Genomic DNA, 24,474 nt, shown 5'->3' on the forward strand with positions numbered 1-24,474 from the left:
TGGTCACTGTAGCTGCGCCCGCAACGACTCCTCGTCCACGAAGTGCTCGAACAGCTCCTCCCCGTCGAGCACCACGACGGGGATCCTTTCCAGGTACTTCTTGAGCAGATCGTCGTCCTGCTCGATGTCCACCTCGACGAAATCGGCACCGACGCGTTCCAGTGCCGCTCGTGCGTCGTCGCACAGGTGGCACCCCGGCCGCCCGTACAGCGTGAGGCGTCTCACAGACCGCGTTCGCCGGTGGCGTAGGCGTCGATGGACAGGTAGTCGGGGAACGGGCGCGGAGCCACGTACCGGGCCGCGCTCGCGATCATCGCCGCGTTGTCCGTGCACAGCGCGCGCGGGGGCACCTTCAGCGTCACCCCGAGCCGCGCGAGACGCTCGCGCAGCGGGCCGTTCGCGGCCACGCCGCCGCCCACCGCGAGACGGTCCATGCCGGTCTTCTCCAGCGCCTGCTCGCACCGCCGCGCGAGCGACTCGACGATCGCGTGCTGGTAGGAGGCCGCCAGGTTGGCGCGGACGTGGTCTTCCAACGCGGCGCCGTCGCCGCCGAGGTCGCGCACCTTGTAGAGCAGCGCCGTCTTCAGGCCGGCGAAGGAGAAGTCGAGGTTCTGGACGCCGCGGCCGGTCGGGAAGTCGTATGCCTCGACGTCCCCGTCGCGCGCGAGCTTCTCCAGGTGCGGGCCGCCGGGGAACGGGAGGCCCAGCAGCCGCGCGCCCTTGTCGAACGCCTCCCCCGCCGCGTCGTCGAGCGTCTGCCCGAGAACCTCGAACCGGTCGTGCTCGGTGACGCGCGCGAGGAACGTGTGGCCGCCGGAGGCGATCAGGCACAGGAACGGCGGCTCCAGCGGCGCGTCGCCCGGCTCGTCGCCGGTGCGCAGGAAGTTCGCCGCCACGTGGCCCTGGAGGTGGTCGACGGCGGCGAGCGGGAGCCCGCGCGTCGCCGCGATCCCCTTCGCGGTCGCGACGCCGACGAGCAGCGCGCCGACGAGTCCCGGGCCCTGCGTGACCGCCACGAGGTCGACGTCGTCGAGCGTCGCGCCGGCCCGCTGCAGCGCGTCGTCGACCACGACGTTCGCCAGCTCCAGGTGATGGCGGCTCGCGACCTCCGGGACGACGCCGCCGTAGCGGTCGTGGATGCCCTGCGAGGAGATGACGTTCGAGCGGATCTCGTCGCCCGTGACGACCGCCGCGCACGTGTCGTCGCAGCTCGTCTCGATGGCGAGGATCGTGGCCGCGGCGCTCACTGCGACAGCGGGACGGGGCCGGCGGCCGGGATGTCGTCGAGGCGCCCCTCCAGCGTGGCCGGCGTGCGCCACATGATCACGGCGTCCTCGCCGTTGTCCTGGTAGTAGCGGCGGCGCAGGCCGGCGGCGAGGAACCCGAACCGCTCGTAGAGGCGGATCGCGGGCGTGTTGGAGCGGCGCACCTCGAGCGTGTACCGCGACGACGTGCCGTTGCCCGCCTGGTCGCCGTCGATCTCCGCGATGAGGTGCGTGAGCATCGCGGTGCCGATGCCGCTGCCCTGCAGCGCCGGGTCGACCGCCACGTTCATGATGTGCCAGACGATGTCGTAGCGGCTGCAGATGAGGTAGCCGACGACCCGCTTGCCGTCGATCGCGCACAGGCACACGCCGGACGGCTTGGACAGCTCGAGGACGAACATCGCCAGCGACCACGGCGCGGGGAACGCGCGGCGCTCGATCGCGATGACCTGCGGCAGGTCGGCGTAGGTGAGCCGCCGGATCTCCAGCGCGCTCACGCCGCGGCCTCCCGCTTGCGCCGCGTCAGCTCCGCGTCGGGGATGCGCACGTAGTCGGGGGTGACGGCGGCCGGATCGCCGGGCGCCGCCTGCGCGCCGAGGCGCGCGAGGGCCAGGGCGCTCACGCGGTGGAGCGGGGAGCCGTCCGCCGGCACGCCGATCCCTGACGGTGCGAGCACGTCCCGGAAGCGTACCGCTCCGTCCCCCACCGCCAGCGCAGCTCCGCGGGCGAGATCGGGCAGCTCCTCGGGCTTGACGGCCTGCGGCGCGAGCGCCTGGAGGCCGTCCTCGTACGCGGCCACGAACGCCTCGCCGCGGCGGGCGTCGAGGACGCTCAGCACCCTGCCGCCGGGCGCCTCGGCGCTGGCGGCCTCCGCGAGCGCGTGGAGCGTGCCGACGCCGACGAGCTCGGCCTGCGCGCCCTGCGCGAGCGCCCGGGCCGTCGCGACGCCGATGCGCAGGCCGGTGAACGTCCCGGGCCCGACGCCGACGGCGATGCGGTCGAGGTCGGCGAAGCGCAGGCCCGCGTCCTCCAGCAGGCGCGTCGCGAGCGGGAGCAGCTCCCGCGCGTGGCCCGGCCGCTCGCCTGGCGCGGGGTCGTGGCGCAGCTCCGCCCCGGGTCCGTCACCGGTGATGAGCGCGACGACCGTGGCCGGCGTGGCGGTGTCGAACGCGAGGAGGTTCATGCGGGCTCGTTCCACTCCACGGTCACCCGCCGCGCGTCGCCGCCGGCGTGCTCCAAAGTCACTCGCGCGCGAGAGACGATCGTGTCTCCAGCGATCTCGGGCCACTCGACGAACGCGACGTGGTCGTCGTTGACGTAGTCGGCGAGCAGGTCGGGCTCCTCGTCGTCGAGGCTCGCCAGGCGGTGCAGGTCGACGTGGGCGATCGGCACCCGGCCCGTCTCGTACCGCCGCCCGATGGTGAACGTGGGGCTCGTCACGGCCCCGTCGTACCCGAGCGCCCGCGCGGCACCCCGCACGAACGTCGTCTTCCCCGCCCCCATCTCGCCGCGCAGCAGCACGACGTCGCCGGGCGCGAGCCGCGCCGCGACCTCCGCGCCGAGCGCGGCGGTCTGCTCGGCCGAGGCGCTGTCGACGACCGTGGGCGGCATGGTCCGCCCTCCAGGCTAGAACGCGTCGGGGTCGATGGTGCGAAGCCGCAGGCCTGCTCCCATGAGGAGGAAGGCCGCGCCGAGCAGGACGAGGATGCGGGGGTCCGAGCCGGTGTTCGGGAGCGCCTCGCCGGCCGGGGTCGTCGCGGTGCCCGCGGGGGTGGAGCCGGTCGTGCCCGGCGTGCCGCTGCCGGACGAGCCCGAGCCCGACGCGCCGGCGGAGCCCGCGCCGGCCGAACCGGTGTCGTCGTCCTGGACCTGCGGCGTGTCGCTCAGCCCGCTCTCGCCGCCACCGCCGCCGCCACCGCCGGAGCCCGACCCGGAGTCGTTCTGGGACGGCTCGTCGCCGAAGGGGTCCTGGTACTGGTCGTCGCCCGCGCCCTGGGCGAAGGCGGTGCCCGTCAGGGCGAGGACGAAGATCGAGATCAGGGCAGCGAGTCGCGGCACGGCAGGGAACTGTAGATCGACTCCCGGCGGGAGGGTGTGTAGCCTCGCGCCGCTCGTGCACATCCTGCTGCTCACCGACCGCGACTGGACCCACCCCCAGGGAGGTGGGACGGGGACGAACCTGTACGGCCAGGTCGCCCGTTGGCTGGCGTGGGGCCACCGCGTCACCGTCATCGCCGGCGACTACCCGGGCGCCAAGCCCACCGAGGAGCTCGCCCCCGGCCTGACGATCCACCGGATGGGGTCGCGCGTCACCGTCTTCCCGCGCGCCGCGCTCGCGACCCTGACCAAGGGCATCGGCAAGGACGCCGACGTCGTGCTGGAGGTCGTCAACGGCATCGCGTTCGGCTCCCCCGCCTGGTGGTGGCTGCGCAAGCCGACCGTCGCGCTGATCCACCACGTCCACCAGGACCACTACGTCGCCGAGATGGGCTGGAAGGGCCGCGTCGCCGCGTTCGTCGCGGAGAAGGCGCCGCTCACCACCCTCTACCGCCACATCCCGGTCCTCACGATCTCCGAGGCCGCGCGCGAGGACCTGATCGACCTCGGCATCCCGCGCGACAACCTCCACGTCGTCTACTGCGGGATCGACCAGCCCGCGCATCCCGCGGGCGCGAAGTCGATGACGCCGCGCCTGCTCTACCTCGGCCGGCTCAAGCAGTACAAGCGCATCGAGGTCGTGCTCGACGTGCTCGAGTCGATCCCCAACGCGCACCTCGACATCGCCGGCGAGGGCGACCACCGCCCCGCGCTGGAGGCCGAGATCGACGCCCGCGGGCTGCACGACCGCGTGACGCTCCACGGCCACGTCAGCGAGGCCGAGAAGTACGACCTCTACGGGCGCGCGTGGGTCAACCTCACCGCCTCGTCGGCCGAGGGCTGGTGCCTGACCGTGATGGAGGCCGCGACCGTCGGCACCCCGAGCGCGGCCCTGCGCGTCGGCGGCCTGAAGGAGTCGATCGTCGACGAGCAGACCGGCCTGCTCGCGCACACGCCGGAGGAGCTGGGTGAGCGCGTCCGCAGGCTCGTCCACGACCCCGAGCGCCGGGAGGAGCTGGGCGAGCAGGCCCGCGCCCGCGCCGCCGGCTTCACGTGGGAGAGCACGGCCGAGCAGAACCTCGCGGTGCTCCGGCGCTCGGCCGAGAGCGAGCGCCCGTCGCTGCGCGCCGCCCTCGGCCGCTCGGAGACCGCCAAGGCCGCGGGCATGGCGTTCGCGACGCTCAGCGCCAACGCGATCGCGATCGTCTTCACCGTCGTGTTCGCCCGCCTGCTCGGCGTCGGCGACTACGGCGCGCTCGGCGCGCTGCTCTCCACGTTCACCATCCTCGCCGTCGCCGGCAGCGCGCTGCAGGTCGCGGTCGCCCGCGAGACGGCCCTCGGCCACCTCGGCGACCCGGTCTCGGTCGCCACCACCGCGCGCCGGTGGCTCACGCAGCTCGCGGTCGTGGGGGTCGCGCTCACCGCGGTCTCGGTGATCTTCCGCAACGAGATCGCCGAGCTGATCGCCGTGCCCGAGCATCCCTGGGCGGCCGCGGCGATCGTCCCGACCGGCATGCTGTGGATGGTCCTCGGCGTCCTGCGCGGCGCGCTCCAGGGCCTGCACCGGTACGCGGCGGTCGGCCAGTCGATCGTGCTGGAGGCCTTCGGGCGCCTGATGCTCGGCCTCGTCCTCGTCGCCGCGGGCGCGGGGATGACCGGCGCGTACCTCGGCACGCCGCTGTCGATGCTGGTCGCCGCCGTGATCCTCACCGGCGTCATCGCCCGGCAGACGTCGAGCGCCGGCGGCATGGGCCGCGCGCCCGAGCCGCGCACGCTCGCGAGCCTCGTCTCCGGCGGCTGGGCGCCGATCGTCGGCCTGGTCTTCCTCGCCGCGTTGCAGAACGTCGACGTGATCGTGGCCAAGCACCAGATGAGCGAGGACGCCGCCGGCGCCTACGCGGCGGCGGTCGTCGCGGCCAAGCTCGTCGTGTGGGTGGCGATCGGCGTCGGCCTCTACCTCCTCCCCGAGGCGACCCGCCGCGCCGCCGCCGGACTCGACCCGCGGCCCGTGTTCCTGCGGACGCTGGGCATCCTCGGCCTCGTCACCGTCCCCGCGCTGCTCGTCTTCCTCGCCGTCCCGTCGCTGCTGCTGCGCGTCGCGTTCGGCGCGGAGTACACGACGGCCGCCGACGCGCTCGTCGTGCTCGGCGCGGCGATGGCGCTGCTCGCGGCGGCGTACCTGGCGGTGCAGTACATGCTCGCGCTGCGGATGACGAGCTTCCTGTGGATCCTCGGCGTCGTCGCGGTCGCCGAGCCGTTCCTGCTCACGCTCGGCGACTTCGACCTCGTCGCGTTCGCGGCCGTCGTCCTCGGGCTGCAGGCGATCGCGGCGCTGGGCGCGATGGGGCTGGCGCTACGGTCCGGTCGCATGAGCACGCAGGCGGCCGCGTCATGACGGCGACCATCACGCCCCCGCAGGTCGAGGGGTGGCTGACCGACGCCCAGGCGCAGCGGCTGGCCACGGCGGCCCGCGCGACCCGGCCCGGCGGCAAGATCGTCGAGATCGGCTCGTTCCGCGGCAAGTCGACGATCGTGCTCGCGCAGGCGGCGCCCGACGACGTCGCGGTGATCGCGATCGACCCCCACCTGGGCGTCGACCGCGCCCCGCAGGAGACGTCCGAGGACGCCGACGCGGGCGAGTCGGACTTCGCGCAGTTCACCGCCAACCTCGTCGGCCACGGCGTGTCGGACCGCGTGACGCACCTGCGCCGCAAGGCCGAGGACGCGCTGGGCGACGTCGAGGGGGAGCTCTCGGTGCTCTACGTCGACGGCGCGCACAGCTACCGGTTCGCCCACTTCGACCTCACCGCGTGGGGCGATCGCGTCGAGCGCGGCGGGACGATGCTCGTGCACGACTCGTTCTCCTCCATCGGCGTCACGCTCGCGCTGGCGAAGGTGACGATCGCGGGGCGCAAGTGGCGCTACGTCGGCCGCTCGACCTCGATGGCGCAGTTCACGCGCGAGGACCTGTCGGGCGCGGCGTGGCTGCGGAACGTCGGGCGCCAGCTCCTGCAGCTGCCGTGGTTCCTGCGCAACGTCGTCGTCAAGGCGCTGATCGTCGCCCGGCTGCGGCCGGTCGCGCGCCTGCTCGGTCACACGTCGGGGCCCTGGCCGTACTGATGGGCGCGACCGAGCAGCAGCGCGCGGAGCCGCCGCACCTCACCGGCCTGGCCAAGAAGCGCCAGCTGTGGGAGCTCTTCCGCAACGAGGTCGAGGACCCGTGGCCGTTCTACACGCTCGTCGCGCGCGACGCGGCCGCCGACCTCGACGCGCGATACGGGCCGCTGCAGGGCCAGAAGGTCGTCGACCTCGGCTGCGGCCCGGGCTACTACACGCGCGCGCTGCGGGCGCGCGGCGCGGACGTCACGCCGCTCGACAACTCCGAGGAGGAGATCTTCCTCCCCGGCGGCCCGCCCGAGGGCTGGATGCTCGGCGACGCCGGCGACCTGCCCTTCGAGAACGCGTCGTACGACGGCGCGTTCTGCTCGAACCTGCTCGAGCACACCCCGAACACGCCGGCGGTCATCAGCGAGATCGCGCGCATCCTCAAGCCCGGCGGCTGGGGCTACATCTCGTGGACGAACTGGTACTCCCCGTGGGGCGGGCACGACATGTCTCCCTACCACTTCCTCGGTCCCGAGCGCGGGCCGCGGCTGTACGAGAAGCGCCACGGGCCGCCGCGCAAGAACCGCTACGGGGAAGGGCTGTGGGCCGTGCACGTCGGGACGACGCTGCGCGAGGTGCGCTCGCACGCCGACCTGGTGATCGAGCGCGTCGAGCCGCGCTACTGGCCCAAGCTGCGGGTCATCATGAAGGTCCCCGGGCTGCGCGAGGTCGCGGCCTGGAACTGCGTCATCCGCGTCCGGAAGCGATAGCGGCCGATGGCCGCGACCACGCCGGACGCCGTCGCGCCGCCCCCGGGCAACCCCCGGTTCCCGCTGCTCGACGGCACCCGTGCGGTCGCGGCGCTCATGGTCGTGCTCACCCACGCGGGGACGCTCACGACGTTCAGCGAGACGAACGCGCTCGGCGGCGTCACCGCGCGGCTCAACGTCGGCGTCACGCTCTTCTTCCTGCTGTCCGGCTTCCTGCTCTACCGGCCGTTCGTCGCGTCGCGGCTGCAGGACCGCCCGCCGATCCGGGTGCTGCCGTACCTGTGGCGGCGGGCGCTGCGGATCATCCCCGCGTACTGGCTGGCGCTGACGGTCCTCGCGATCTGGCCGGGGCTGCCGGGCTTCTGGGACGGGCCGTGGTGGCAGTGCTACCTGTTCGTCAACATCTACGACCACTACACGTTCCTGATGGGGATCGACCCGGCGTGGTCGCTCGCCGTCGAGGTCACGTTCTACCTCGCGCTGCCGGTGCTCGCGCTCGTCGTCGGGCGGATCGCGCGGCGGTCGGTCGGGATCGAGCTGGCGCTGCTCGGGGCGCTGGCGCTGGCGAGCCTCCTGACGCGCGCGCTGCTGCCGATGGACCACGTGCTGCAGAACTCGATCCTCACGCACCTGGACTGGTTCGCGCTCGGGATGGCGCTGGCGACGGTCAGCGTCGCGACGTGGGGCGGCGAGGAGCGCTTCGGCGTGCTGCGGACCGTGCGCGCTCGGCCGTGGCTGCCGTGGATCGCGGCGGCGGCGGTGCTGGCGCTCCTCGCGTACGGGCTCGGGCTGCCGCGCGCGTTCGCGCTGCCGGACACGCGCCTCGACTTCCTCACCCAGCACGTGCTCTACGCGGTCTTCGCGGCGTTCGTGCTGGCGCCTGCGATCTTCGGCGCCGCGGCGGGCGGGGCGCCGCGCCGGTTCCTCGGTCACCGCGTCGTCGCGTGGCTCGGGCTCATCTCCTACGGCGTGTTCCTCTGGCACCTGCCGCTCATGAAGTGGCTGCAGGAGCAGGGCGCCGACGAGTGGCTGCCGGGCTCGGGCTTCGTGTCGCTGCTGATCCCGACCGTCGCGGTGAGCGTCGCGGTCGCGGCGGCGAGCTACTACGGCGTCGAGCGACCGCTGCTGCGCCTGAAGGGCAAGGGGTCGAGCGCCTCGACGCGGCGCTGGGCGGCGCGCGCCTCGGAGCCCGACGCCGCGGCAGCGACGGCGCGCCAGGCGACCGAGTTGTCCGGCTCGTCTTCCGCCGCCTCGCGGGCCAGCTCCAACGCCTGAGCGCGGCGCGCAGGACTCTCGCTGCGGCTGAGCGCGAGCGCCGCCCCGGCGAGCCCGTCGGTGCCCCGGCACGTCTCGCGCACGAGGTCGACGTCGGCGAGGTCGACCTGGTGCTTGGCGACGGCCGCGTCGAGGATCGCCCGGCGCGCGTCTTCGCACGTGCGGTGGTCGCGCGCGGTGGCGGCGAAGACGACGGCGACGACGACGGCGCAGGCGGCGAGGGCGAGGCGCAGCGGCACGGCGCGTCAGTCTGGCAGCCCGGCGCGGCGGTCGCGGTGGGCCGCCGCGAGGGTGCGGGCGAGCGCCGCGGCGATGAGCAGGACGGCCGCGACGCCGACCCAGTGGGCCGCGATGCGGTCGACCGCGAGGTTCGAGTTGTAGCCGCCCGGGTCGGGGCCGGGATGGACGACGTAGAGCACCGGGACGACGATCGCGAGCAGCGCGCCGCCGGCCAGCGCGAGCGTCCGGGCCGGGACCGCGTAGCGCAGGACGAGCACGACGACGGGCAACGCGATCACACCCGCACGGATCGCGAACACGAACCCGATGACGAGCGCCGCCGCCACGCCCGCGGCGACCGCGCGGCCCCACGGCCAGCGCGCCGGCGGGTCGTGGGCGGGGAACGGCGTGCGCACCGCGGCGGGCACCGGGCGGCGGGCGGTCAGCGCCAGCAGGAGCAGCAGGGCGAGCGAGCTGACGAGCGAGACCAGGTAGGCCGGGCCGAGCGCCTTGTTCGGCGCCCACGTGAAGTCGACGTCGGTGCAGCCCGGCTCCACCTTCCACGCGTTCGCGAAGCCCTGCATCGGGACCGGCTCGCCGAGATCCTCGCCGTCGCAGGTCGCCTTCCATCCGGCGCTGATCGAGTCGCCCAGGACGAGCCACCCCGGCGCGTCGATGCGGAGCTTCACGCCGGTGCGCTCGCCGTCGCCCTCGCTGCCGGTGTCCAGCACCTCGCCAGCAGCGGCCGCGGCGGGGGTGCCGGTGGAGGCGGGCGGATCGGTGGGCGCCGAGCGGAGGCGGAGGTGGTCGATCCGCAGCCGCGAATCGAGGCCGTCCACGTCCTGCCGGCCCGCGGCCAGGTCGACCGTGCCGCACGCCACCGCGCGGATCGCGTCGCCGGCCTCGAGCGCCTCGACCGTCCCGACCGCGCGCATCTCGATCACGCCGCCGGGGGTCTGGATGCGCGCGTCGCCACAGCGCCCGCGCAGGTCGGTCGCCGGGGCCGCGTCGCGCACGCGCGCGCCGGCCAGGCCCACGACCTCCGCGATGCCGACCGCGCGCCGCTGCCGCTCGCGCGCGGTCGTGCCCGCGGGGAAGCGCGCGTCGACGACCCGGAGGTCGACCTGCCGCCCGCGCAGCGCGCGCCCGAGCACGAGCGTCCCGTCGGCCGCGACGTCGGCCTCCACGTCGCCCGGCCGTGCGCCGCCGCGGACGCTCACGAGCACGCGCGTCGGCCGCCGCACCGCGACCGCGGCCGGGACGAGCCGCAGCCGCTCGACCGTGGTCTCCCGCCGCAGCTCCAACGCCATCGTCGCGCCGGGCTCCCCACGCTCGCCGCCGTCAGGGTCGACCCACGGGGCGATCCACGCCGTTCCGGGATCGCCGTCGAACGCGCGCGACGGACGGTGGCGGGCGAGCCCGGCCTCGCGTGGGCCGTCCGCCGCGACGGTGCCGGTGGTGCCGGCGAGGTGGTCCAGCTCGGGACCGGAAGCGTCGAGCGGGCGTGTCCACGCGTCGGCCGTCCACGTGCGTGCGGCGGGCGGCGCGATCGTGCGGAGGATCTGCCACTCGGGGTCGGTGCGGTCGCGCAGCAGGTGCGTCTGCGGGAGCCCGACGGCGCCCGAGGTGCGGCCGGGCGCGTCGGTCGTCACGCGCGAGAAGAGGTAGCTGAGCGGGCCGTTCGCGGGCTGCCCGGCGAGCGCCTTCTCGGCGAGCACCGGGGGCCGCAGCCGCTCGTACGGCACGACGCCGGGGATGCGCACCTCCGCGATGCCGCCCGCGCCGCCGGTGCCGCCGAACGGCTCGGTCGCGTCGACGATCGTGATGCGCAGCGCGCGCAGGCCCTTGCGGTTGACCGCGACCTTCACCGGCCCGCGGCCGACCTCCACGCGCTTGCCCGCGACGTCGAGCACGCGCGGGCGCCCGCGCTCGTCGCCGTAGGGCAGGACCTCGATCGTCCCGACGTCGCGCGGCGCCGTGAAGCGGATCTCGAGCCAGTGGCGGTCCTCGCTCAGCGCGCGGTCGGCGAGCCACATCGTCGACTCGTCGCCGTCCATCGCCGCGTACGGGCGGTGCTCGGGGAACTGGGCGGTCTGCGGCGACGACGGGGCGAACAGCTCGGACACCTCGGGCGGCCCGGCCGAATCGAGCTGCGACACGGTCTGCGCGTCGGGGCCGAGGTCGAACGGGTCCAGCATCGCGCCGTCCTCCGACAGCGTCTGGCTCGGCAGCAGCACCGGGCCGCGGTTGGCCCGCATGCGGGACCCGACGAACGCCTGCCGGCGGTTCGAGTCGGTGATGACGACCTCGCCGCCGTCCGCCGCCGCGGCGCGGATGCGCTCCGCGTCGAGGTCGGCCGCGTACGCGAGCGGCTTCCCCGGGTCCAACCCGCCGAACGCGGCCAGCGATGCGATCCCGTCGGCGCTGCCGTCGAGCACCGTCTGGGGCCCGCGCGGGAGCACCGACACCATCGCCCCGGGCTGCGCCACGTCGCGCACCTGCACGCGCGGCAGCTCGCGGTCGGCCGCGACACGCCCCGCGGCCGCGTGCTCGCGCTCCACCGGCCCCAGCGGGCGCGGCGCTCCCAGCCCCTCCTGCCGCGCGAGGACGTCCTCGGCCTCGACCGGCCCGATCGCCCCGCTGCGCGCGCGGTCGTCGTCGGCGGTCGACACGACGCTCCCGACGCCCATCGTCCGCAGCAGCGGCGCGAGCTGACCGGGCAGCGCGCGCTCCTGGTTGACGAGCGCGTCGGCCGTGAACTGCAGGTCGACCGAGCGCAGGTCCGCGAACGGCACGATCATCCGCTCCGCCACCGGCCGCTCGCTGAGCGCGGGCAGGATGGGGTCGATCGTCCCGCCCCAGTCGTAGTACGCGAACAGCCGGCCCGGCAGCACCATCGCCCGCCGGCCCGGCGGCATGGCCTCCACCTCGGCCGCCGTCTCGTGCCAGTACTGCGGGACGTCGAACACGAGCTGGCGCTCCGGCGCGCGGCCCGACGTCAGCGGCCACGCGGCGACGGCGCAGATCGCGAACGTCCCGACCGCGAGCAGCCCGCGGGCGAGCCCGGCGTTCTCCTGCAGCCGCGCCGCGCGGTCCCACGCGACCCCGGCCAGCGCGCCGCCGAGGCCCGCCAGCGCGAGCGCCAGCAGCGGCCCCGCCTTGTAGGTCGTGCGCAGGAAGCGCAGCGGCTCGGCCTGGTTGTAGGTGAACGTGAACGCCTTGCGCAGCGGCGTCCCCTCCGGGAAGCCGGTGACCATGATCGCCAGGCCGGTGAGGCCGAGGATCAGGAACCACGGGCCGTAGCGCCACCGCCGCGTCCACGCGAAGCCGCCGAGCGTCAAGGCCGGGATGAGCAGCGACGCGACGAGCACCAGCGGATGGAAGAGCAGCGCCGGCGCATGCGACGCGAACGGCCGCAGCTCGCCCCCGAAGCCGCCGCCGATGTAGCTCGTCCAGAAGCCCATGAGGCGCAGCGACTCGGTGACGCTCGACGTCTGCCAGATCGTCCCCGGCTGCTCGGTGAACGGCAGGAAGTCCAGGCCGTACTGCAGGTGCACCAGCGCGGGCGCCAGCCACCACACGTTCGCCAGCAGCGTCACCGGCACCAGGCGGACGGCGAACCGCCAGATCGCGCGCGTGTCGACGCCGCCGTAGACGCGTTCGTAGAGGACGAAGAGCAGCGGCCCGACGAGCACCCAGCCGGTCACCGCGAGGTTCACCCCGCCGCCGGTGCACGTCAGGACGAGCGCGAACAGCGCGGGCCAGCGCCAGCCGCCGGGCTCCCTGAGGCCCCGGTGCACCGCGAGGAGCAGCCACGGCAGCGCCGCGTACGCGAGCAGCGAGATCGACGTGCGGTTCGCGTAGACCGTCACGTACGGGTTGAGCACGAAGATCAGCGCGGCGGCGACGTGCGGGACGCCGCGCGGCCGGTCGAGCAGCGCGTCCATCAGCCGGACGGCGCCCCACGCCGCCAGCGCCAGCAGCGTCCCGAGCCACAGCCGGTGGACGAGCCACGTCGGCATGCCGAGCAGGTCGCCGACCGCGAACCACGGCGCCATCGGGAACAGGTAGCCGCCGTACTGGCCGCCGAAGACGTGCCCGAGCTGCACCTGCTCGGTCCACGCGCTCGCGACCTCCGACAGGAACCCCTGCGGATCCACGTACAGGTCGAGCTTCGTGTCAGCCACGACGTCGCCGGGCCGCTGGACGAGCGCGAGCAGGTAGCAGGCAGCCGCGAGGGCCAGCGGGATCAGGCGAGGGCGGGGGCGGGACAAGCCGCGCAGGAGCGTACGACGCGCCCCGGCGCCACCGCCACCCGCACGTCCCCCCCGCGCACGCGCCCGCCAGCCCGTGCCCACTAGGCTCCCCCGCCGCGTGCGCCGCTCCGCCCTCCTCGCCGTCCAGGCCCTCCTGCTCGCCGGCCCCACCGCGCTGGCCTTCGCCAGCGGCGGCTACTTCACGGGCGGCCGGCTCGTGGCGTGCGTCGTCGCGTGGCTGACGCTCGCCGCCGCGCTCGCGCTCGTCCCCGCCCCGCGCGGCGGCCTCGACTCGCGCGCCGCGCTCCTCGCGGTCGGCGGCCTCGCGCTGCTGGCGGGGTGGAGCGCGCTGTCCGCCGCGTGGTCGCCGCTCGGCGGGCCCGCGGTCGACGCGCGCGAGCGGATGCTGCTCTACCTCGCCGCGCTGTGGGCCGCCGCGCTCGCGTTCCGCGTGCGCGCCGCCGCCTGGTGGGCCGAGCCCGCGCTGGCGGCCGGCACGTTCGTGGTGATCGGCTACGGGCTGCTCGGCCACGCCGAGGTGCTCGACCTGCACGAGACGGTGTCCGCGGGCGGCCGGCTCGAGCAGCCGCTGACGTACTGGAACGCCGAGGGCGCGCTGGCCGCGCTCGCGTTGATCCTCTGCGCCCGCCTGGCCGGCGCGCGCGAGCGGCCCGAGTGGCTGCGCCTCGCCGCCGCGGCCGCCGCGCCGCTGCTCGGCCTCGGCGTCTACCTGACGTTCTCGCGCGGGGCGCTGGCCGCCGCCGCGGTCGGGCTCGCCGTCCTCCTCGCGCTCGCGCCGCGCTGGCCCCAGCTGCGGGCGGGGGCGATCGCGGTCGAGGCGACGGCGGTCGCGGTCGTCGCGTCCGAGGCGCTCGACGGCGTCGTGCTCGTCCCCGCCCTGCTGGCGGTCGCGGCCGGCGCGGCGGCGATGCAGGCGTGGAGCGCGCGCGTGGAGGTCGACGGCACGGCGCCGCTCGGCCCGCTCCCGCGCTCCGACCGGCTCCGCCCGCTCGCGTGGCTGGCCGCCGGGGTGCTCGCGCTCACCCCGTTCGCGCTCGCCGTCATCGACCGCGACGAGGGCGGCAAGACCAACCCGGCGTTCGGCGCGACCGCCCAGCGCCTGGGCTCCGGCGACAGCCACCGCTACGCGTACTGGGACGTCGCGATCGCGTCGTGGGCCGACGCGCCGCTGCACGGCAACGGCGCCGGGTCGTTCGAGGTCGCCTGGCGGGAGCGGCGCGAGCTCGACGAGCGCGTCCGCAACGCCCACTCGCTCCCGCTGCAGACGCTCACCGAGCTCGGCCTGGTCGGGCTCGCGCTCCTCGGCCTCCTCTTCGCGGGTGTGATCGGCGCGGCGCGTCAGGTGGTGCGGCGCGATCCCGCGCTCGCCGCCGGCCCGGTCGCCGCGCTGGCGGCGTGGGCCGCGCACTCAGCCATCGACTGGGACTGGGAGCTTCCCGCCCTCACGCTCGTCGCCGTCGTGCTCGCCGGCGTGCTGCTGGCGCAGGCTGCCCCGCAGCTCGGCCAGGAGCGCGGCCTCGCGGCGGAACGCGAGCACGGCGAAGACGGCGGCGAGGACGAGCAGCTCGAGCGCGGCCTGCCACGGCTCCCGCTCACCGCCCCAGAGCGCTAGCCGCACGGCCAGCGCCGCGGCCACCGCAGGGACGACCGCAAGCGTCGCCGGCCCGACGACCTCCCGCCACCGCACGCCGGGCAGCATCCGGGCGATGTACCGCCGCCGCACCACCAGCGCGACCGCGACCGCCGCGATGCGGCCCGCGACGAACCCCTCCGGCCCCGCCGCGATCAGGCCGCCGACCGCGAGCACGACGAACGCCGCGGCGTGCACGACCGCCTCGACCGCCGGCGGCCGCGTGTCGCCGTGCGCGCGGTAGAAGCTGAACCAGTTGAACCCGAGGTGCTGCAGCACGCCCGCGACCGCGAGGCCCTGGATGAGCAGCTCCGCGTCGCGCCACTCCTCCCCCACGACGAACGTCACGAGGTCCGGGGCGAAGAGGATCACCGCCGCGCTGAACGGCAGGACCCACAGGAGCGTCGCGCGGTTGGACTTGACGAACAGCTCGGTCAGCGTCCGCGTGCGACCCTGGATCGCCGCGATCGCCGGGTAGATCGTCGCGGTGACGACCTGGTCGGCGCGGTCGACGTAGCGGGTGACCGTCAGCGCGAGCGTCAGGAAGCCGACGTACGTGAGGCTCTCGGCGACGTCGAACGCGAGCACCTGACCCTGCTGCACGACGAGCGTGGCGAGCGTCGCGACGAGGATCGGGGCCGAGAACGCGAGGTAGCGGCGCGCGGTGCGCGTGTCCCACCGCAGCCGCAGCCGGTAGGGCGACAGCGCGATCGCGACCGCCACGGCGACGACGTAGCCGGCGGCCGGGCCGACGATCAGGCTGTAGACGCCGAAGTCGCTCGCGGCCAGCCCGATCGTGATCCCGAACGACACGACCGGCTGGATCGCCTGCAGCGCGCGCATCCGCGCGTACTCCATGCGGCGGAAGAAGATCCACAGCGGCGCCTGGAGCGCGAACGCGAGCGGCAGGTACGCCATGGCGGCCATCAGGCCGGTGAGGCGGTCGTCGCCGTAGATCGCCGCGATGAGCGGCGCGAGCGCGACGAGGGCGATCGCGAGCACGGCCGCGCTCACCAGCTCGAGCGTGAACGCGCGCTGGAACTCCTCCTCCTGCCCCTCCTCGTCCTGGCGGACGTACTCCTCGTCGATCCCCACCCGCTTGAGGGCGATGATCGTCATCGTCGTGACCGTGACGATGCCGTAGAGGCCGATCAGCTCCGGCCCGAGCAGCCGCGTGACGACCAGCCCCTGCGCGACGGTGAGCCCGTCGATGAGCAGCAGGAACGCCGCGGTGACGAGCGCGCCGCGGACGGTGCGGCCGCGGAGCTGGGCGCGGGGGAACGTGAACCGGTCTCTCGGGGACGGGGCGTCGGCCATGCGATCGGTCGCAGAGCATGGCACCCGTTCCGCGCACGTCAGCGCAGCGCCACACTCCGCGGCGCGCCGTTCTCCGTCCAGGCACCGGTGCGCCCGTCGTGGCTCACCGCGAGGCTCCCCGCAGGAATGGCGCCCGTCGCCAGCGTGCGCACGCTCTCGTCGATCGTGCGCGCGCCAGCGTCCAGCGCGCGCACGACGGTCTGCCCACTCCCCGCCGGATCGGGTCCCGCGAGCAGCGCCACCCCGGCGCGTCCGAGCACGAACGTCTCCCCACGCGCGGCCGGCGCCGCCGCGACGACCGCGCGCCGCCGCAGATCCACGATCTCCACGCCGTACCCCACCCCGCGCGACGACCCGCTCGCGATCCGGTACGCGAGGAACGGCCCGGCGAGCTGGAACTTCGCGGCCGCGCGCTCCGCGGTCCGCTCACCGACCAGCAGCGGCCGCCGCCCGACGAGGCACGCGTACACGTCGTCCCCGTCGTGGCGGTTCCGCCGCAGGAACACGCGGGCCTCTGCGGTCGCGAGCGCCACGCGCCCGTGGGTCACCGCGCACCGCGGTGCGGCTCCCGCCGCGGGGGTCGTTGCCAGCAGTCCTGCTGGAACCGCGGTCAGCGCCACCGCCGCCGAGGTTCCCGCCATCACAAGCGTGGCGTGGGAGAGGCCGCGAGAACGAACGCGGACGGGGTCGGATGTGTCCTTGGGCAGCTCGGCCGTCACGGCATTGCGCTTGGTGCGGAAGGCGACTCCGGCAGCGCTAGAGGCAACGAGGGCGGCATCGATCGGCACGAGTCGACCCTCGCGTTCGAAGTTGACCGGTGCGGCGTAGGAGCGGGTGAGCCGCTCGCCGTTGTCGAGCTCCCAGGTGCGCGTCGTCTCCGTGCGCTCGGAGGCAAGCTCCTCCGCACCGGGCGGGAGCCGCGCCTGCCGGCCGTCGCTGGTCGTCGCGATCGGCGGCCGTGCGGGAAGGTGGCCGAGAGGACGCGAAGGAGGGGTCGGGTCACCTTGGGACACCGCGAACGTCGGCCATCCGAGCACCACGACAGCCCCGGCAACCACACTGGCGATGCCCCTCAGCCACGCCGACCCCCGCCAGGCCGCGTTCCGCTCCCTGCTTCTCATGACGTCCCCTGTCTGCTCGAAAGCCCTGATCGAAGGCGCGCGGATGTTGAACACAACTGCGGACTATCACAAGTGATATCTGATCAATAGCGCTTCTTGATCAGGAGTGCCGACGTCGACCGGTGCGCAACGGGAATCAGTCCGGTACCGTCCCGTCGCGTACCGCACCGGTGGCGGCCTCTTCTTCATCGCTGCAACGCCGCAGGAGGTGGCCGCCGTGCCGTCCATCGAAGTCCGTCCGTTCCGCCGCGCCGACCGCGAGCAGCTGACCGAGCTCGTCAACGCCCACATCGGGACGGTCCTGCCGGGCGTGTCCGTGTCGGTGAACGCGGTGCTCTCGCAGCTCGAGCGCGAGCCGGACGAGGTGATCGTCGACCCGTGGGTCGTCGAGCGAGTGGCGCTGGTCGGCGTGGTGCGCGCGCGGGTGGTCGCAGCGGCGCTCGTGCTGCGCTACGGCGCAGGGCCGGACGTCGGCCTCGACTACCGCGGCGCGGGCGAGCTCCGGTGGCTCGTCTGCTGGCCGGACTTCGCCGAGGCCGGATCGGCGGTGGCGAGCGCCGCGCTGGAGCAGCTCGGCCGCTGGGGCGTCGTGCGGCGCTACGCCGACGGGGCGCTGCCCGCCGCGGGCGTGTACGGCGTGCCGGACTCGTGGCCGCACGTGCGGACGGTGCTCCAGCGCGCGGGGTTCGCGCCGGGCGACCGGATCGAGCTGGTGCTCGCCGCGCCCGTCGCCGGGCTCCCCTCGGCGGCGACCGCCCCGCCACCGCCCGACCTGCGCGTCCAGCGCGTGCTTGGGGGCTTCGGCACGCGGTGGGTCGCGTCGCTGCCCGGCGTCGACGTGGCGGGCTACGTCGAGGTCGCGGCGGACCTGACCATGGGCGGCACACGCTCGCGGCTGGCGGGCTGGGCCGACGTGTGGGAGCTGCACGTGCCCGAGGAGCACCGCCGCCGCGGCATCGGCACGCACCTCCTCGCCCACGCGGCCGACTGGCTGCGGCTCGCGGGCGCGCGCCTGCTGCGCACCGAGGTCGCCCCGCTGGAGGAGGGCGCGGCCGCCGAGCTGGCCTTCCTGCGCAAGCACGGGTTCGTCGAGCTGGCGCGCACCACGCGCGGGTGGAGCCAGCCGCCGGGCGCGTAGGGCGCGCGCGCCTCGCCCGCGCCGCCACCGAGCTGCCGTCCCACCGGCACAACTTCCCACGTGTCGTTGCGCCGCGCGAGACGTGGTGGGTTGGGCCGCGCAGCGCGGCACAACGTCCCAGTCGCCGGAGCCGGCGGGACGGTTGGGAAGTTCTGCCGCACCGCGCCGGAGGACCACCGCCGCTGGGGCTCACCGCTCACCCGGTCGCCAGGGCGGCGCGCGCGTGCTCGACCAGCGCACGGCCCGCAGGCGACTGCGCGGCGGCGTCGGCGCGCCACGCGAGCACGACGCGCCCGCCGATCGGGCCGGCGCCGCGGAGGCGCAGCGGGTGGAGCGCCTCGGGCCGGCTGCGGACGAGGCTCTGCGGGAGCACCGCGACGCCGAGCCCTCGCGCGGCGAGGTCGGCGACGACGAGCGGGTCCCCCGCCTCGAGCGCGGCGGTGGCGGTCAGGCCGGCGGCGGCGAGCGCGCGGTCGAGCGCCGTCCGGATGCCGCTGCCCGGCGGGAGGCAGACGAGCGGGAGCGCGGCCAGCTCGTGCAGCGTGATCGTCCGGCGGCCGGCGCGCGCGAGCGGGTGGGAACGCCCGACCGCCGCGGTGAGGTCGTCCTCGATGACGGTCTGCGTGGCGATGCCGTGCGGCACCGCGTCACCCGCCACCCCCGCGACCGCGAGGTCGAGGCCACCGGCCGCCAGCTCGTCGAGCAGCGCGTCGGCGCGCCCCTCACGCAGGCGCAGCTCCACGCCCGGGTGCGCGCGGTTGAACGTCGCGAGCGCGTCGGGGAGCGCGCGGACGCCGGAGGACGGGACGGTCCCGACGACGACGCGCCCTTGCAGCAGGCCGGTGTGGGCGCTGACGGCGTCGCGGACGCCCTGCGCGCCTGCCAGCGCCGCCCGCGCCTGGGCGAGCACCGACTCCCCCACGTCGGTCAGCCGCACCGACCGGGTCGTGCGCTTCAGCAGCCGCTGGCCCAGCTCGGACTCGAGCTTGGCCACCTGCGCGCTGACGCCGGGCTGCGCGACGTGCAGGCGGGCCGCCGCGCGCGTGAAGCTCGCCTCCTCGGCGACGGCGACGAAGTACTCGAGCTGACGCAGCTCCATAAACGTTGATTCTAGATCGCAGCATCGATCGGTCTTGTGGTTCTCAGTCCGGGCGCGACGCTGGAGGCATGAGCGAGAAGGCCAAGACCCCAGAGGACCTCGCGCGCCTGTTCGTCGAGCGCGCCAACGCCCGCGACGCCGACGGTCTCGCGGAGCTGTACGAGGAGGACGCCGTGCTCGGGCTCCCGCCCGGCTCCGTCACCACCGGCCGCGCGGCCATCCGCGCGCTGCTCGCGCAGATGGTCAGCGCCGACCCGCCCCCGCGGTTCGAGGTCGAGGAGCCGCTGCCGACGCTCTACCACGGCGACCTCGCGCTGACCGCGACGAAGCCGAAGGACGGCACCGGCGGGCGCGCGCAGGTCGCGCGGCGGCAGCCGGACGGCACCTGGCTGCGCATCCTCGATCGCCCGGAGGCCGCCGGCGGGTGACCGCCACCGGCGCGGCGCGCCGGGGTCGTGAGCAGCGCCGCGCCGCCGATCCTGGGGCTAGCCCCACCCCGCACTCGGGGGCGCTCGCCCCCGCGCTCGGGAACCCGCCCCAATGTGCGGCGCGGCCCGCGGGCCGATGCTGCCGGCATGTCCACGTATCCCACCACCGAGCGCCACGCCGCGGCCGTCCGGCTCACCGACGTGACGAAGGTCTACGCGCCCGGCACCGGCCACGCCGTCACGGCGCTGGACGGCGTGACGCTGATGCTCCTCTCCGGCACGTTCACCGCGATCATGGGTCCGTCGGGCTCCGGCAAGTCGACGCTGCTGCACTGCGCCGCCGGGCTCGACGAGCCGACCGGCGGCACCGTCGCGATCGACGGCGTCGAGCTGGCGGGCGGGAGCGAGGCGCGCCTGACGAAGTTCCGCCGCCAGCGCGTCGGGTTCGTCTTCCAGCAGTTCAACCTGCTCCCCAACCTCACGGTGCTGCAGAACGTGACGCTGCCGATGCGGCTCGCCGGGCGGCGGGTGAACCGCGCGCGGGCGGTCGAGCTGCTCGACCGCGTCGGGCTCGCCGACCGGCTCGACCACCGCCCCGCCGAGCTGTCCGGCGGCCAGCAGCAGCGCGTCGCGCTCGCCCGCGCCCTGGTCACCGACCCGGCGGTCGTGTTCGCCGACGAGCCGACCGGCGCGCTCGACACCCGCAGCGCCCGTGAGGTGCTCGAGCTGCTCTCCGCGTCCGTGCGCGAGCTCAGGCAGACGGTCGTCATGGTCACCCACGACCCGGTCGCCGCCTCCTACGCGGACCGCGTCGTCTTCCTCGCCGACGGCCGCATCGCAGGACACCTCGCCGATCCGACCGCCGAGAAGGTCGCGCACCAGATGACGCGCCTCGGCGACGCCATCGCGCTGGGGGCGTGAGCGATGCTGCGGCTCGCCGTCAGCTCCGTGCGCCACCGCTCCGGCGCGTTCACCGCGACGTTCGTGATCCTGCTGCTCGGCGCGGCGATCGTGATGTCGTTCGCGTCGCTGCTCGACACCGCCGGGCGGCCCGGCGTCTCCGCCCTCGACGAGGAGACGCTCGTCACGATGGCGTCGGTCGTCGGCGGCTGGGGCCTCGTCATGGTCGCGTTCTCCATCGCCTCCACGCTCGCCCAGGCCGTCCGCCAGCGCGAAGACGAGATGGAGCTGCTGCGCCGCGTGGGCGCGACGCCCGCGCAGATCACGCGGCTCGTCGTCGGCGAGGCCGTGCTCGTCGCGCTCACCGCCGCCGTCTGCGCGATCCCGCTCGGGTGGCTGGGGAGCACGCTGCTCGTCGGCATGCTCCACGACTCGGGCCAGCTCGCGCGTGACGTCGACGGCGCGTTCGGCGGCGCCGCGTTCACCCTCGGCATCGGCGTGCCCGTGGTGGCGTCGGTGGTCGCCGCCGTCGCGGCGGTGCGCCGGGCGCGGCGTGCGGAGACCGTCGAGCAGGCCGCCCGGCTCGGCCGCGGCCGCAAGCTCGCGGCGGGCCTGTTCCTGACCGCCGGCGTGAGCTGCGGCACCGTGACCGCGACCGTGTTCGACGGCAAGGGCATCGACGCGATGCAGACCGCCGGCCAGGCCGGCATCTGGGCCTCGATCGGGCTCGCGCTCCTCGCGCCCGCGCTCGTGCGGAAGGTGTCTGTGGCGCTCGCCCGCGGGGTCGAGCGGCGCGGCGCGCCCGGCTGGCTGACCGCGCAGAACGTCCGCGGCCGCACCCGCCAGATGGCCGGCGCGCTGATGCCGATCATCGTGTTCACCGGCATCGCGTCGGGGACGATCGCGATGCAGGTGATCGAGAACACCGCCGGCGGCACGGCGACCCGCGAGGCGCAGGACGTCCAGACGCTGAACTTCGTGGTCGTCGGGATGCTCGCGGTGTTCGCGGGGATCACGCTGGTGAACGGGCTGGCCGCGGCGATCGCGCACCGGCGGCGCGAGCTGGGCCAGCAGCGGCTCATCGGTGCCACGCCGCAGGAGCTGCTGCGGATGATCCGGCTGGAGGGCGTCGTGCTCGCCGCGACCGGCGTCGTGTTCGGCGTGCTCGGCTCGCTGGCAACGGTGGTGCCGTACGCGCTCGCACGGGCGGACGGCGACCTGCCGGGCGCGACGGTCGTCATCTACGGCGGTGTCGTCCTCGCCGCCTGCGGGCTGACGGTGGCCTCGTCGGTGGGCGCGGCGCGGCGCGCGCTCAGCCCGCCGGCGGTGCAGGCCGCCGCGTGAGGACGACGTAGGTCCCGAAGCGGCGCGGCGCTCCGTAGTGGCGGCTCACCCAGCCGTCGAGGAGCATCGCGCCGCGCAGCCGTCCCCCGGCGTTGTCCTCGGGCGCGGTGCGCGGGTCGAGCCACCGGACGACGTGGCGCGGCGGATCGGCGTCGAGGTCGCGGATCATCTCGCGCTGCACGTCTGGCTCGGTGACCACGCCGGGCTGCATGACGTCGTAGCGGGTCGGGTTCTCGGTGCCCGTGAGGCGGTAGAGGAGCGGGTTGCCGACCGTGACCTGGCTCGTGCGGGGCGGGAGGACCAGGAGCGTCTCGTCGCCCCGCACCGCCTGCTGCACCCCCGCGAGCGCCTCGGCCTCCTCCGGCGTCGTCCTCACCCCGTCTCCGGCAGGCCCGGGCACGCGCGCCAGCTCGGGCCGGCCGCTGATCTGCGCGGCCTTGCGCTCGAGGCCGTGGAGCGCCGTCAGCGCGATGATCGCGACGAGCGCCGCGCGGGCGGCACGGTGGGGCTCGCGGGCGGCGGCGCCGGCGAGGAGGAGCGGGAGCACGACCGCGAGCGGCACGAGGTGGAACTCGTCGGTGCGGCCGAGCAGGTAGGCGAGCGCGACGAGCCCGAGCGGCGCGAGCGCGCAGGCTCGCAGCGGTGGCCTGCGGACGGCCGCCCACACGCCCCACAGCACCGCCCCGAGGACGAGCAGCGCGGGCGTGTAGTGCTCGAGCAGTTTCGCCGGCGACTTGGCGGTGTCCGCCGGATCGAGCGGGAGCGTGCGCCGCTGGAGGTCCTGGATGCCGAGGAACCCGAGCGTCTGGTCGAGCGTCTCGGACGGCGCCGCGAGGAAGAACGGCGCCCACCCGACCGCGGCGGTGGCGACCGCGACGGGCAGCGCGCGTGGGGCCCCGAGCAGGACGACCCCGAGCGCCGCCGCGGCCCCGATCTCCAGCCGGAACACCGCGGCGAGGCCCGCGAGGACGCCGGCGAGCACGACCCGCCGGGGCGCCACGAGCAGCGCCGTGAGCGCGAGCGCCAGCGCGATCGGGTTCGGGCCCGGCCCGGTCGGGAACGCCATCGCCGCGGCCGCCGCCAGCCACACCAGCAACGGCAGGCCCGCCACCCACGCGGGCCGCGCCGCCGCGCCACCGCCACCCTCCCCGGCGCCGGCCCCCACCGCCGCGCCACGCTCCTCCGCGCGCCACCCCACCTCCCGCCGCGCCAGCGCGAACGCCAGCACCGCCACCGTCGCGTCCGCCAGCACGCGGACGATCCGCCACGGCACCAGCGAGGAGCCGAAGAGCGCGTCGAACGGCGCGAGCAGGAGCGGCTGCCCGGGCGCGTAGTTCCACCAGAAGTCGCGGTACGGCAGCTGCCCGTCCGCGATCCGGTGCGCGGCCTGGAGCATCAGGCCCTCGTCGTGCGGGCCGATCTCCCACCAGATCGTGATCGCCGACAGCGCGGCGGCGAGGACGAACAGCAGCGGCGGCCGGGCGAGGCGATCGAGCCGCGCGATCATTCCGGCGACTCCGGGTGGCCGCCGGCGGCAGGCCCGCGCCAGGGCCGCGCCGGCACGGCCTCCTCGACCGGCACGACGGCGGTGCGGCGCAGCGCCGGGCGGTCGCGCAGCAGCGCGGCGGGCAGCAACGGAAGTGCGGAGGCGATGCCGCGCAGGTGCGCGCGCAGGCGCCCCTCCCGCGCCGCGGCGCGCACCCACGCCGCCTGCCGGTACGCGACGAGCGGCAGCCACCGCACCGGGAACGCCTTCGCGACGAGCAGCAGCGTGTGGCGGACGACCAGCGCGTCGATCGGCCGCGCCTCCGCGCCGTCCGAGCCGTGCCGCGCGTGCAACGCGGTCGCCGGCTCGTACGCGCACCGCCAGCCCGCCAGGCGCAGCCGCAGGCCGAGGTCGACGTCCTCGATGTAGGCGAACATCCGCTCGTCGAACCCGCCGACCGCGGTGACCGCCGCCGTCCGGTAGAGCGCCGCGCCTGCGCAGGCGCTGAACACCTCGCCGGGAGCGTCGAACCGCGGCCCGTCCGGGCGCCCGTGCCCGCGCTGCTCGGCGACCCCGTCGCGGCGCAGGACGTCGCCGGCGTCGTCGAGCACGCCGGCCGGCGCCATCAGGAGCATCTTCGTCGCGACCGCCGCGAGACCCGGGTCCCCCTCGAGCCGCGCGGTCGTCCGCGCCAGCCAGTCCGGCGCCAGCTCCACGTCGGTGTTGACGAGCGCGATCGCGTCGGCCCCCAGCGCGACCGCCGCGTGCGCGATGCCGCGGTTGCATGCGACGCTGAAGCCGGTGTTGCGCCCGAGCGGCAGCACGTGCACGTCGGGCCGCTCGCGCGCGAGCCACGCCAGCGAGCCGTCCGTCGAGCCGTTGTCGACGACCACGACGCCGGCCTCGGCCGGGCGCGTCTGCGCGTCGAGCGACGCGAGCAGCGCGGGAAGCCACCGCGACCCGTTCCAGTTCGGCACGACGACCGCGACGCGCACGGTGCGGG

Annotated in this window: 20 protein-coding genes and 1 pseudogene; 9 read left to right on the forward strand and 12 right to left on the reverse strand. The window is 75.5% G+C overall.

The window, feature by feature from the left end:
* Nucleotides 1–3: 3 nt before the first annotated feature.
* The 6 genes from AC1UE5_RS04895 to AC1UE5_RS04920 are packed head-to-tail and all read right to left on the reverse strand — an operon-like array spanning nt 4 to nt 3,323.
* The gene (locus tag AC1UE5_RS04895) at nt 4–225 is read right to left on the reverse strand and encodes a glutaredoxin family protein (protein WP_482920956.1); all 222 of its coding nucleotides are present in this window, start codon (nt 223–225) and stop codon (nt 4–6) included.
* The gene (gene tsaD, locus AC1UE5_RS04900) at nt 222–1,247 is read right to left on the reverse strand and encodes a tRNA (adenosine(37)-N6)-threonylcarbamoyltransferase complex transferase subunit TsaD (RefSeq protein ID WP_482920957.1); all 1,026 of its coding nucleotides are present in this window, start codon (nt 1,245–1,247) and stop codon (nt 222–224) included. The genes AC1UE5_RS04895 and tsaD overlap by 4 nt, the downstream gene beginning before the upstream one ends.
* Nucleotides 1,244–1,762, reverse strand: a complete 519-nt coding sequence (gene rimI / locus AC1UE5_RS04905; RefSeq protein WP_482920958.1) for a ribosomal protein S18-alanine N-acetyltransferase — start codon at nt 1,760–1,762, stop codon at nt 1,244–1,246. Before rimI ends, tsaD begins: the two co-directional genes overlap by 4 nt.
* Entirely contained in the window at nt 1,759–2,448 is a 690-nt protein-coding gene (tsaB, locus tag AC1UE5_RS04910) for a tRNA (adenosine(37)-N6)-threonylcarbamoyltransferase complex dimerization subunit type 1 TsaB (protein WP_482920959.1), read from the reverse strand. Before tsaB ends, rimI begins: the two co-directional genes overlap by 4 nt.
* The gene (tsaE, locus tag AC1UE5_RS04915; protein WP_482920960.1) at nt 2,445–2,876 is read right to left on the reverse strand and encodes a tRNA (adenosine(37)-N6)-threonylcarbamoyltransferase complex ATPase subunit type 1 TsaE; all 432 of its coding nucleotides are present in this window, start codon (nt 2,874–2,876) and stop codon (nt 2,445–2,447) included. The genes tsaB and tsaE overlap by 4 nt, the downstream gene beginning before the upstream one ends.
* A gap of 15 nt (nt 2,877–2,891) precedes the next feature.
* Nucleotides 2,892–3,323, reverse strand: a complete 432-nt coding sequence (locus AC1UE5_RS04920) for an LPXTG cell wall anchor domain-containing protein (RefSeq protein WP_482920961.1) — start codon at nt 3,321–3,323, stop codon at nt 2,892–2,894.
* A 55-nt stretch (nt 3,324–3,378) separates the two neighbouring features.
* Between AC1UE5_RS04920 and AC1UE5_RS04925 the strand changes: the two genes are divergently transcribed.
* From AC1UE5_RS04925 to AC1UE5_RS04940, 4 genes are read left to right on the forward strand one after another with little or no spacing between them, the layout of a single operon-like run.
* Complete coding sequence (locus AC1UE5_RS04925; RefSeq protein WP_482920962.1) at nt 3,379–5,757, forward strand: glycosyltransferase; 2,379 nt, start codon at nt 3,379–3,381, stop codon at nt 5,755–5,757.
* Nucleotides 5,754–6,482, forward strand: coding sequence for a class I SAM-dependent methyltransferase (locus AC1UE5_RS04930; RefSeq protein ID WP_482920963.1), 729 nt, complete (start codon nt 5,754–5,756; stop codon nt 6,480–6,482). The genes AC1UE5_RS04925 and AC1UE5_RS04930 overlap by 4 nt, the downstream gene beginning before the upstream one ends.
* Nucleotides 6,482–7,237 (forward strand): class I SAM-dependent methyltransferase, encoded by a 756-nt coding sequence (locus AC1UE5_RS04935; protein WP_482920964.1) that lies wholly within the window; start codon nt 6,482–6,484, stop codon nt 7,235–7,237. The genes AC1UE5_RS04930 and AC1UE5_RS04935 overlap by 1 nt, the downstream gene beginning before the upstream one ends.
* A 6-nt stretch (nt 7,238–7,243) precedes the next feature.
* Nucleotides 7,244–8,512 carry an acyltransferase family protein gene (locus AC1UE5_RS04940; protein WP_482920965.1) on the forward strand — a complete coding sequence of 423 codons (1,269 nt, stop codon included), beginning with the start codon at nt 7,244–7,246 and terminating at the stop codon, nt 8,510–8,512.
* Between the two features lie 245 nt (nt 8,513–8,757).
* On the opposite strand, the gene AC1UE5_RS04945 is transcribed toward AC1UE5_RS04940, so the two are convergent.
* Nucleotides 8,758–13,005: an alpha-(1->3)-arabinofuranosyltransferase domain-containing protein gene (locus tag AC1UE5_RS04945; protein ID WP_482920966.1), complete on the reverse strand. Its 4,248-nt coding sequence runs from the start codon at nt 13,003–13,005 to the stop codon at nt 8,758–8,760.
* A gap of 385 nt (nt 13,006–13,390) precedes the next feature.
* Between AC1UE5_RS04945 and AC1UE5_RS04950 the strand changes: the two are divergent.
* Nucleotides 13,391–14,299, forward strand: a pseudogene (locus tag AC1UE5_RS04950) (O-antigen ligase family protein); the annotation flags it as partial.
* Nucleotides 14,300–14,416: 117 nt separating this feature from the next.
* Here the strand turns inward: AC1UE5_RS04950 and AC1UE5_RS04955 are convergent.
* Together AC1UE5_RS04955 and AC1UE5_RS04960 are read right to left on the reverse strand one after the other, a co-directional pair.
* Nucleotides 14,417–15,955: an oligosaccharide flippase family protein gene (locus tag AC1UE5_RS04955; protein ID WP_482920967.1), complete on the reverse strand. Its 1,539-nt coding sequence runs from the start codon at nt 15,953–15,955 to the stop codon at nt 14,417–14,419.
* 38 nt (nt 15,956–15,993) lie between these two features.
* Complete coding sequence (locus AC1UE5_RS04960) at nt 15,994–17,130, reverse strand: hypothetical protein (RefSeq protein WP_482920968.1); 1,137 nt, start codon at nt 17,128–17,130, stop codon at nt 15,994–15,996.
* Between the two features lie 163 nt (nt 17,131–17,293).
* Between AC1UE5_RS04960 and AC1UE5_RS04965 the strand changes: the two genes are divergently transcribed.
* On the forward strand, nt 17,294–18,214 hold the full coding sequence (locus AC1UE5_RS04965) for a GNAT family N-acetyltransferase (RefSeq protein ID WP_482920969.1): 921 nt from the start codon (nt 17,294–17,296) through the stop codon (nt 18,212–18,214).
* 196 nt (nt 18,215–18,410) lie between these two features.
* Here the strand turns inward: AC1UE5_RS04965 and AC1UE5_RS04970 are convergent, their stop codons facing one another.
* Nucleotides 18,411–19,313, reverse strand: a complete 903-nt coding sequence (locus AC1UE5_RS04970; RefSeq protein ID WP_482920970.1) for a LysR family transcriptional regulator — start codon at nt 19,311–19,313, stop codon at nt 18,411–18,413.
* 68 nt (nt 19,314–19,381) lie between these two features.
* Between AC1UE5_RS04970 and AC1UE5_RS04975 the strand changes: the two genes are divergently transcribed.
* From AC1UE5_RS04975 to AC1UE5_RS04985, 3 genes are all read left to right on the forward strand, one after another.
* Nucleotides 19,382–19,741, forward strand: a complete 360-nt coding sequence (locus tag AC1UE5_RS04975) for a YybH family protein (protein ID WP_482920971.1) — start codon at nt 19,382–19,384, stop codon at nt 19,739–19,741.
* A gap of 147 nt (nt 19,742–19,888) precedes the next feature.
* Entirely contained in the window at nt 19,889–20,662 is a 774-nt protein-coding gene (locus tag AC1UE5_RS04980; RefSeq protein ID WP_482920972.1) for an ABC transporter ATP-binding protein, read from the forward strand.
* A 3-nt stretch (nt 20,663–20,665) separates the two neighbouring features.
* Nucleotides 20,666–21,985: an FtsX-like permease family protein gene (locus AC1UE5_RS04985; RefSeq protein WP_482920973.1), complete on the forward strand. Its 1,320-nt coding sequence runs from the start codon at nt 20,666–20,668 to the stop codon at nt 21,983–21,985.
* On the opposite strand, the gene AC1UE5_RS04990 is transcribed toward AC1UE5_RS04985, so the two are convergent.
* Nucleotides 21,954–23,492 (reverse strand): hypothetical protein, encoded by a 1,539-nt coding sequence (locus AC1UE5_RS04990; RefSeq protein ID WP_482920974.1) that lies wholly within the window; start codon nt 23,490–23,492, stop codon nt 21,954–21,956. The two genes, AC1UE5_RS04985 and AC1UE5_RS04990, sit on opposite strands and share 32 nt — an antisense overlap.
* A complete protein-coding gene (locus AC1UE5_RS04995) occupies nt 23,489–24,466 on the reverse strand; it encodes a glycosyltransferase family 2 protein (protein WP_482920975.1) in 978 nt (325 codons plus the stop codon). Before AC1UE5_RS04995 ends, AC1UE5_RS04990 begins: the two co-directional genes overlap by 4 nt.
* Nucleotides 24,467–24,474 lie beyond the last annotated feature (8 nt).

The organism is Parviterribacter multiflagellatus (genome assembly GCF_056863265.1).

Bases quoted from the DNA above. Each gene is read 5' to 3' on its own strand.
- tsaB (WP_482920959.1), bottom strand. From the start codon at position 2,448: ATGAACCTCCTCGCGTTCGACACCGCCACGCCGGCCACGGTCGTCGCG.
- tsaE (WP_482920960.1), bottom strand. From the start codon at position 2,876: ATGCCGCCCACGGTCGTCGACAGCGCCTCGGCCGAGCAGACCGCCGCG.
- AC1UE5_RS04930 (WP_482920963.1), top strand. From the start codon at position 5,754: ATGACGGCGACCATCACGCCCCCGCAGGTCGAGGGGTGGCTGACCGAC.
- AC1UE5_RS04935 (WP_482920964.1), top strand. From the start codon at position 6,482: ATGGGCGCGACCGAGCAGCAGCGCGCGGAGCCGCCGCACCTCACCGGC.
- AC1UE5_RS04940 (WP_482920965.1), top strand. From the start codon at position 7,244: ATGGCCGCGACCACGCCGGACGCCGTCGCGCCGCCCCCGGGCAACCCC.
- AC1UE5_RS04955 (WP_482920967.1), bottom strand. From the start codon at position 15,955: ATGGCCGACGCCCCGTCCCCGAGAGACCGGTTCACGTTCCCCCGCGCC.
- AC1UE5_RS04970 (WP_482920970.1), bottom strand. From the start codon at position 19,313: ATGGAGCTGCGTCAGCTCGAGTACTTCGTCGCCGTCGCCGAGGAGGCG.
- AC1UE5_RS04975 (WP_482920971.1), top strand. From the start codon at position 19,382: ATGAGCGAGAAGGCCAAGACCCCAGAGGACCTCGCGCGCCTGTTCGTC.
- AC1UE5_RS04980 (WP_482920972.1), top strand. From the start codon at position 19,889: ATGTCCACGTATCCCACCACCGAGCGCCACGCCGCGGCCGTCCGGCTC.
- AC1UE5_RS04985 (WP_482920973.1), top strand. From the start codon at position 20,666: ATGCTGCGGCTCGCCGTCAGCTCCGTGCGCCACCGCTCCGGCGCGTTC.
- AC1UE5_RS04990 (WP_482920974.1), bottom strand. From the start codon at position 23,492: ATGATCGCGCGGCTCGATCGCCTCGCCCGGCCGCCGCTGCTGTTCGTC.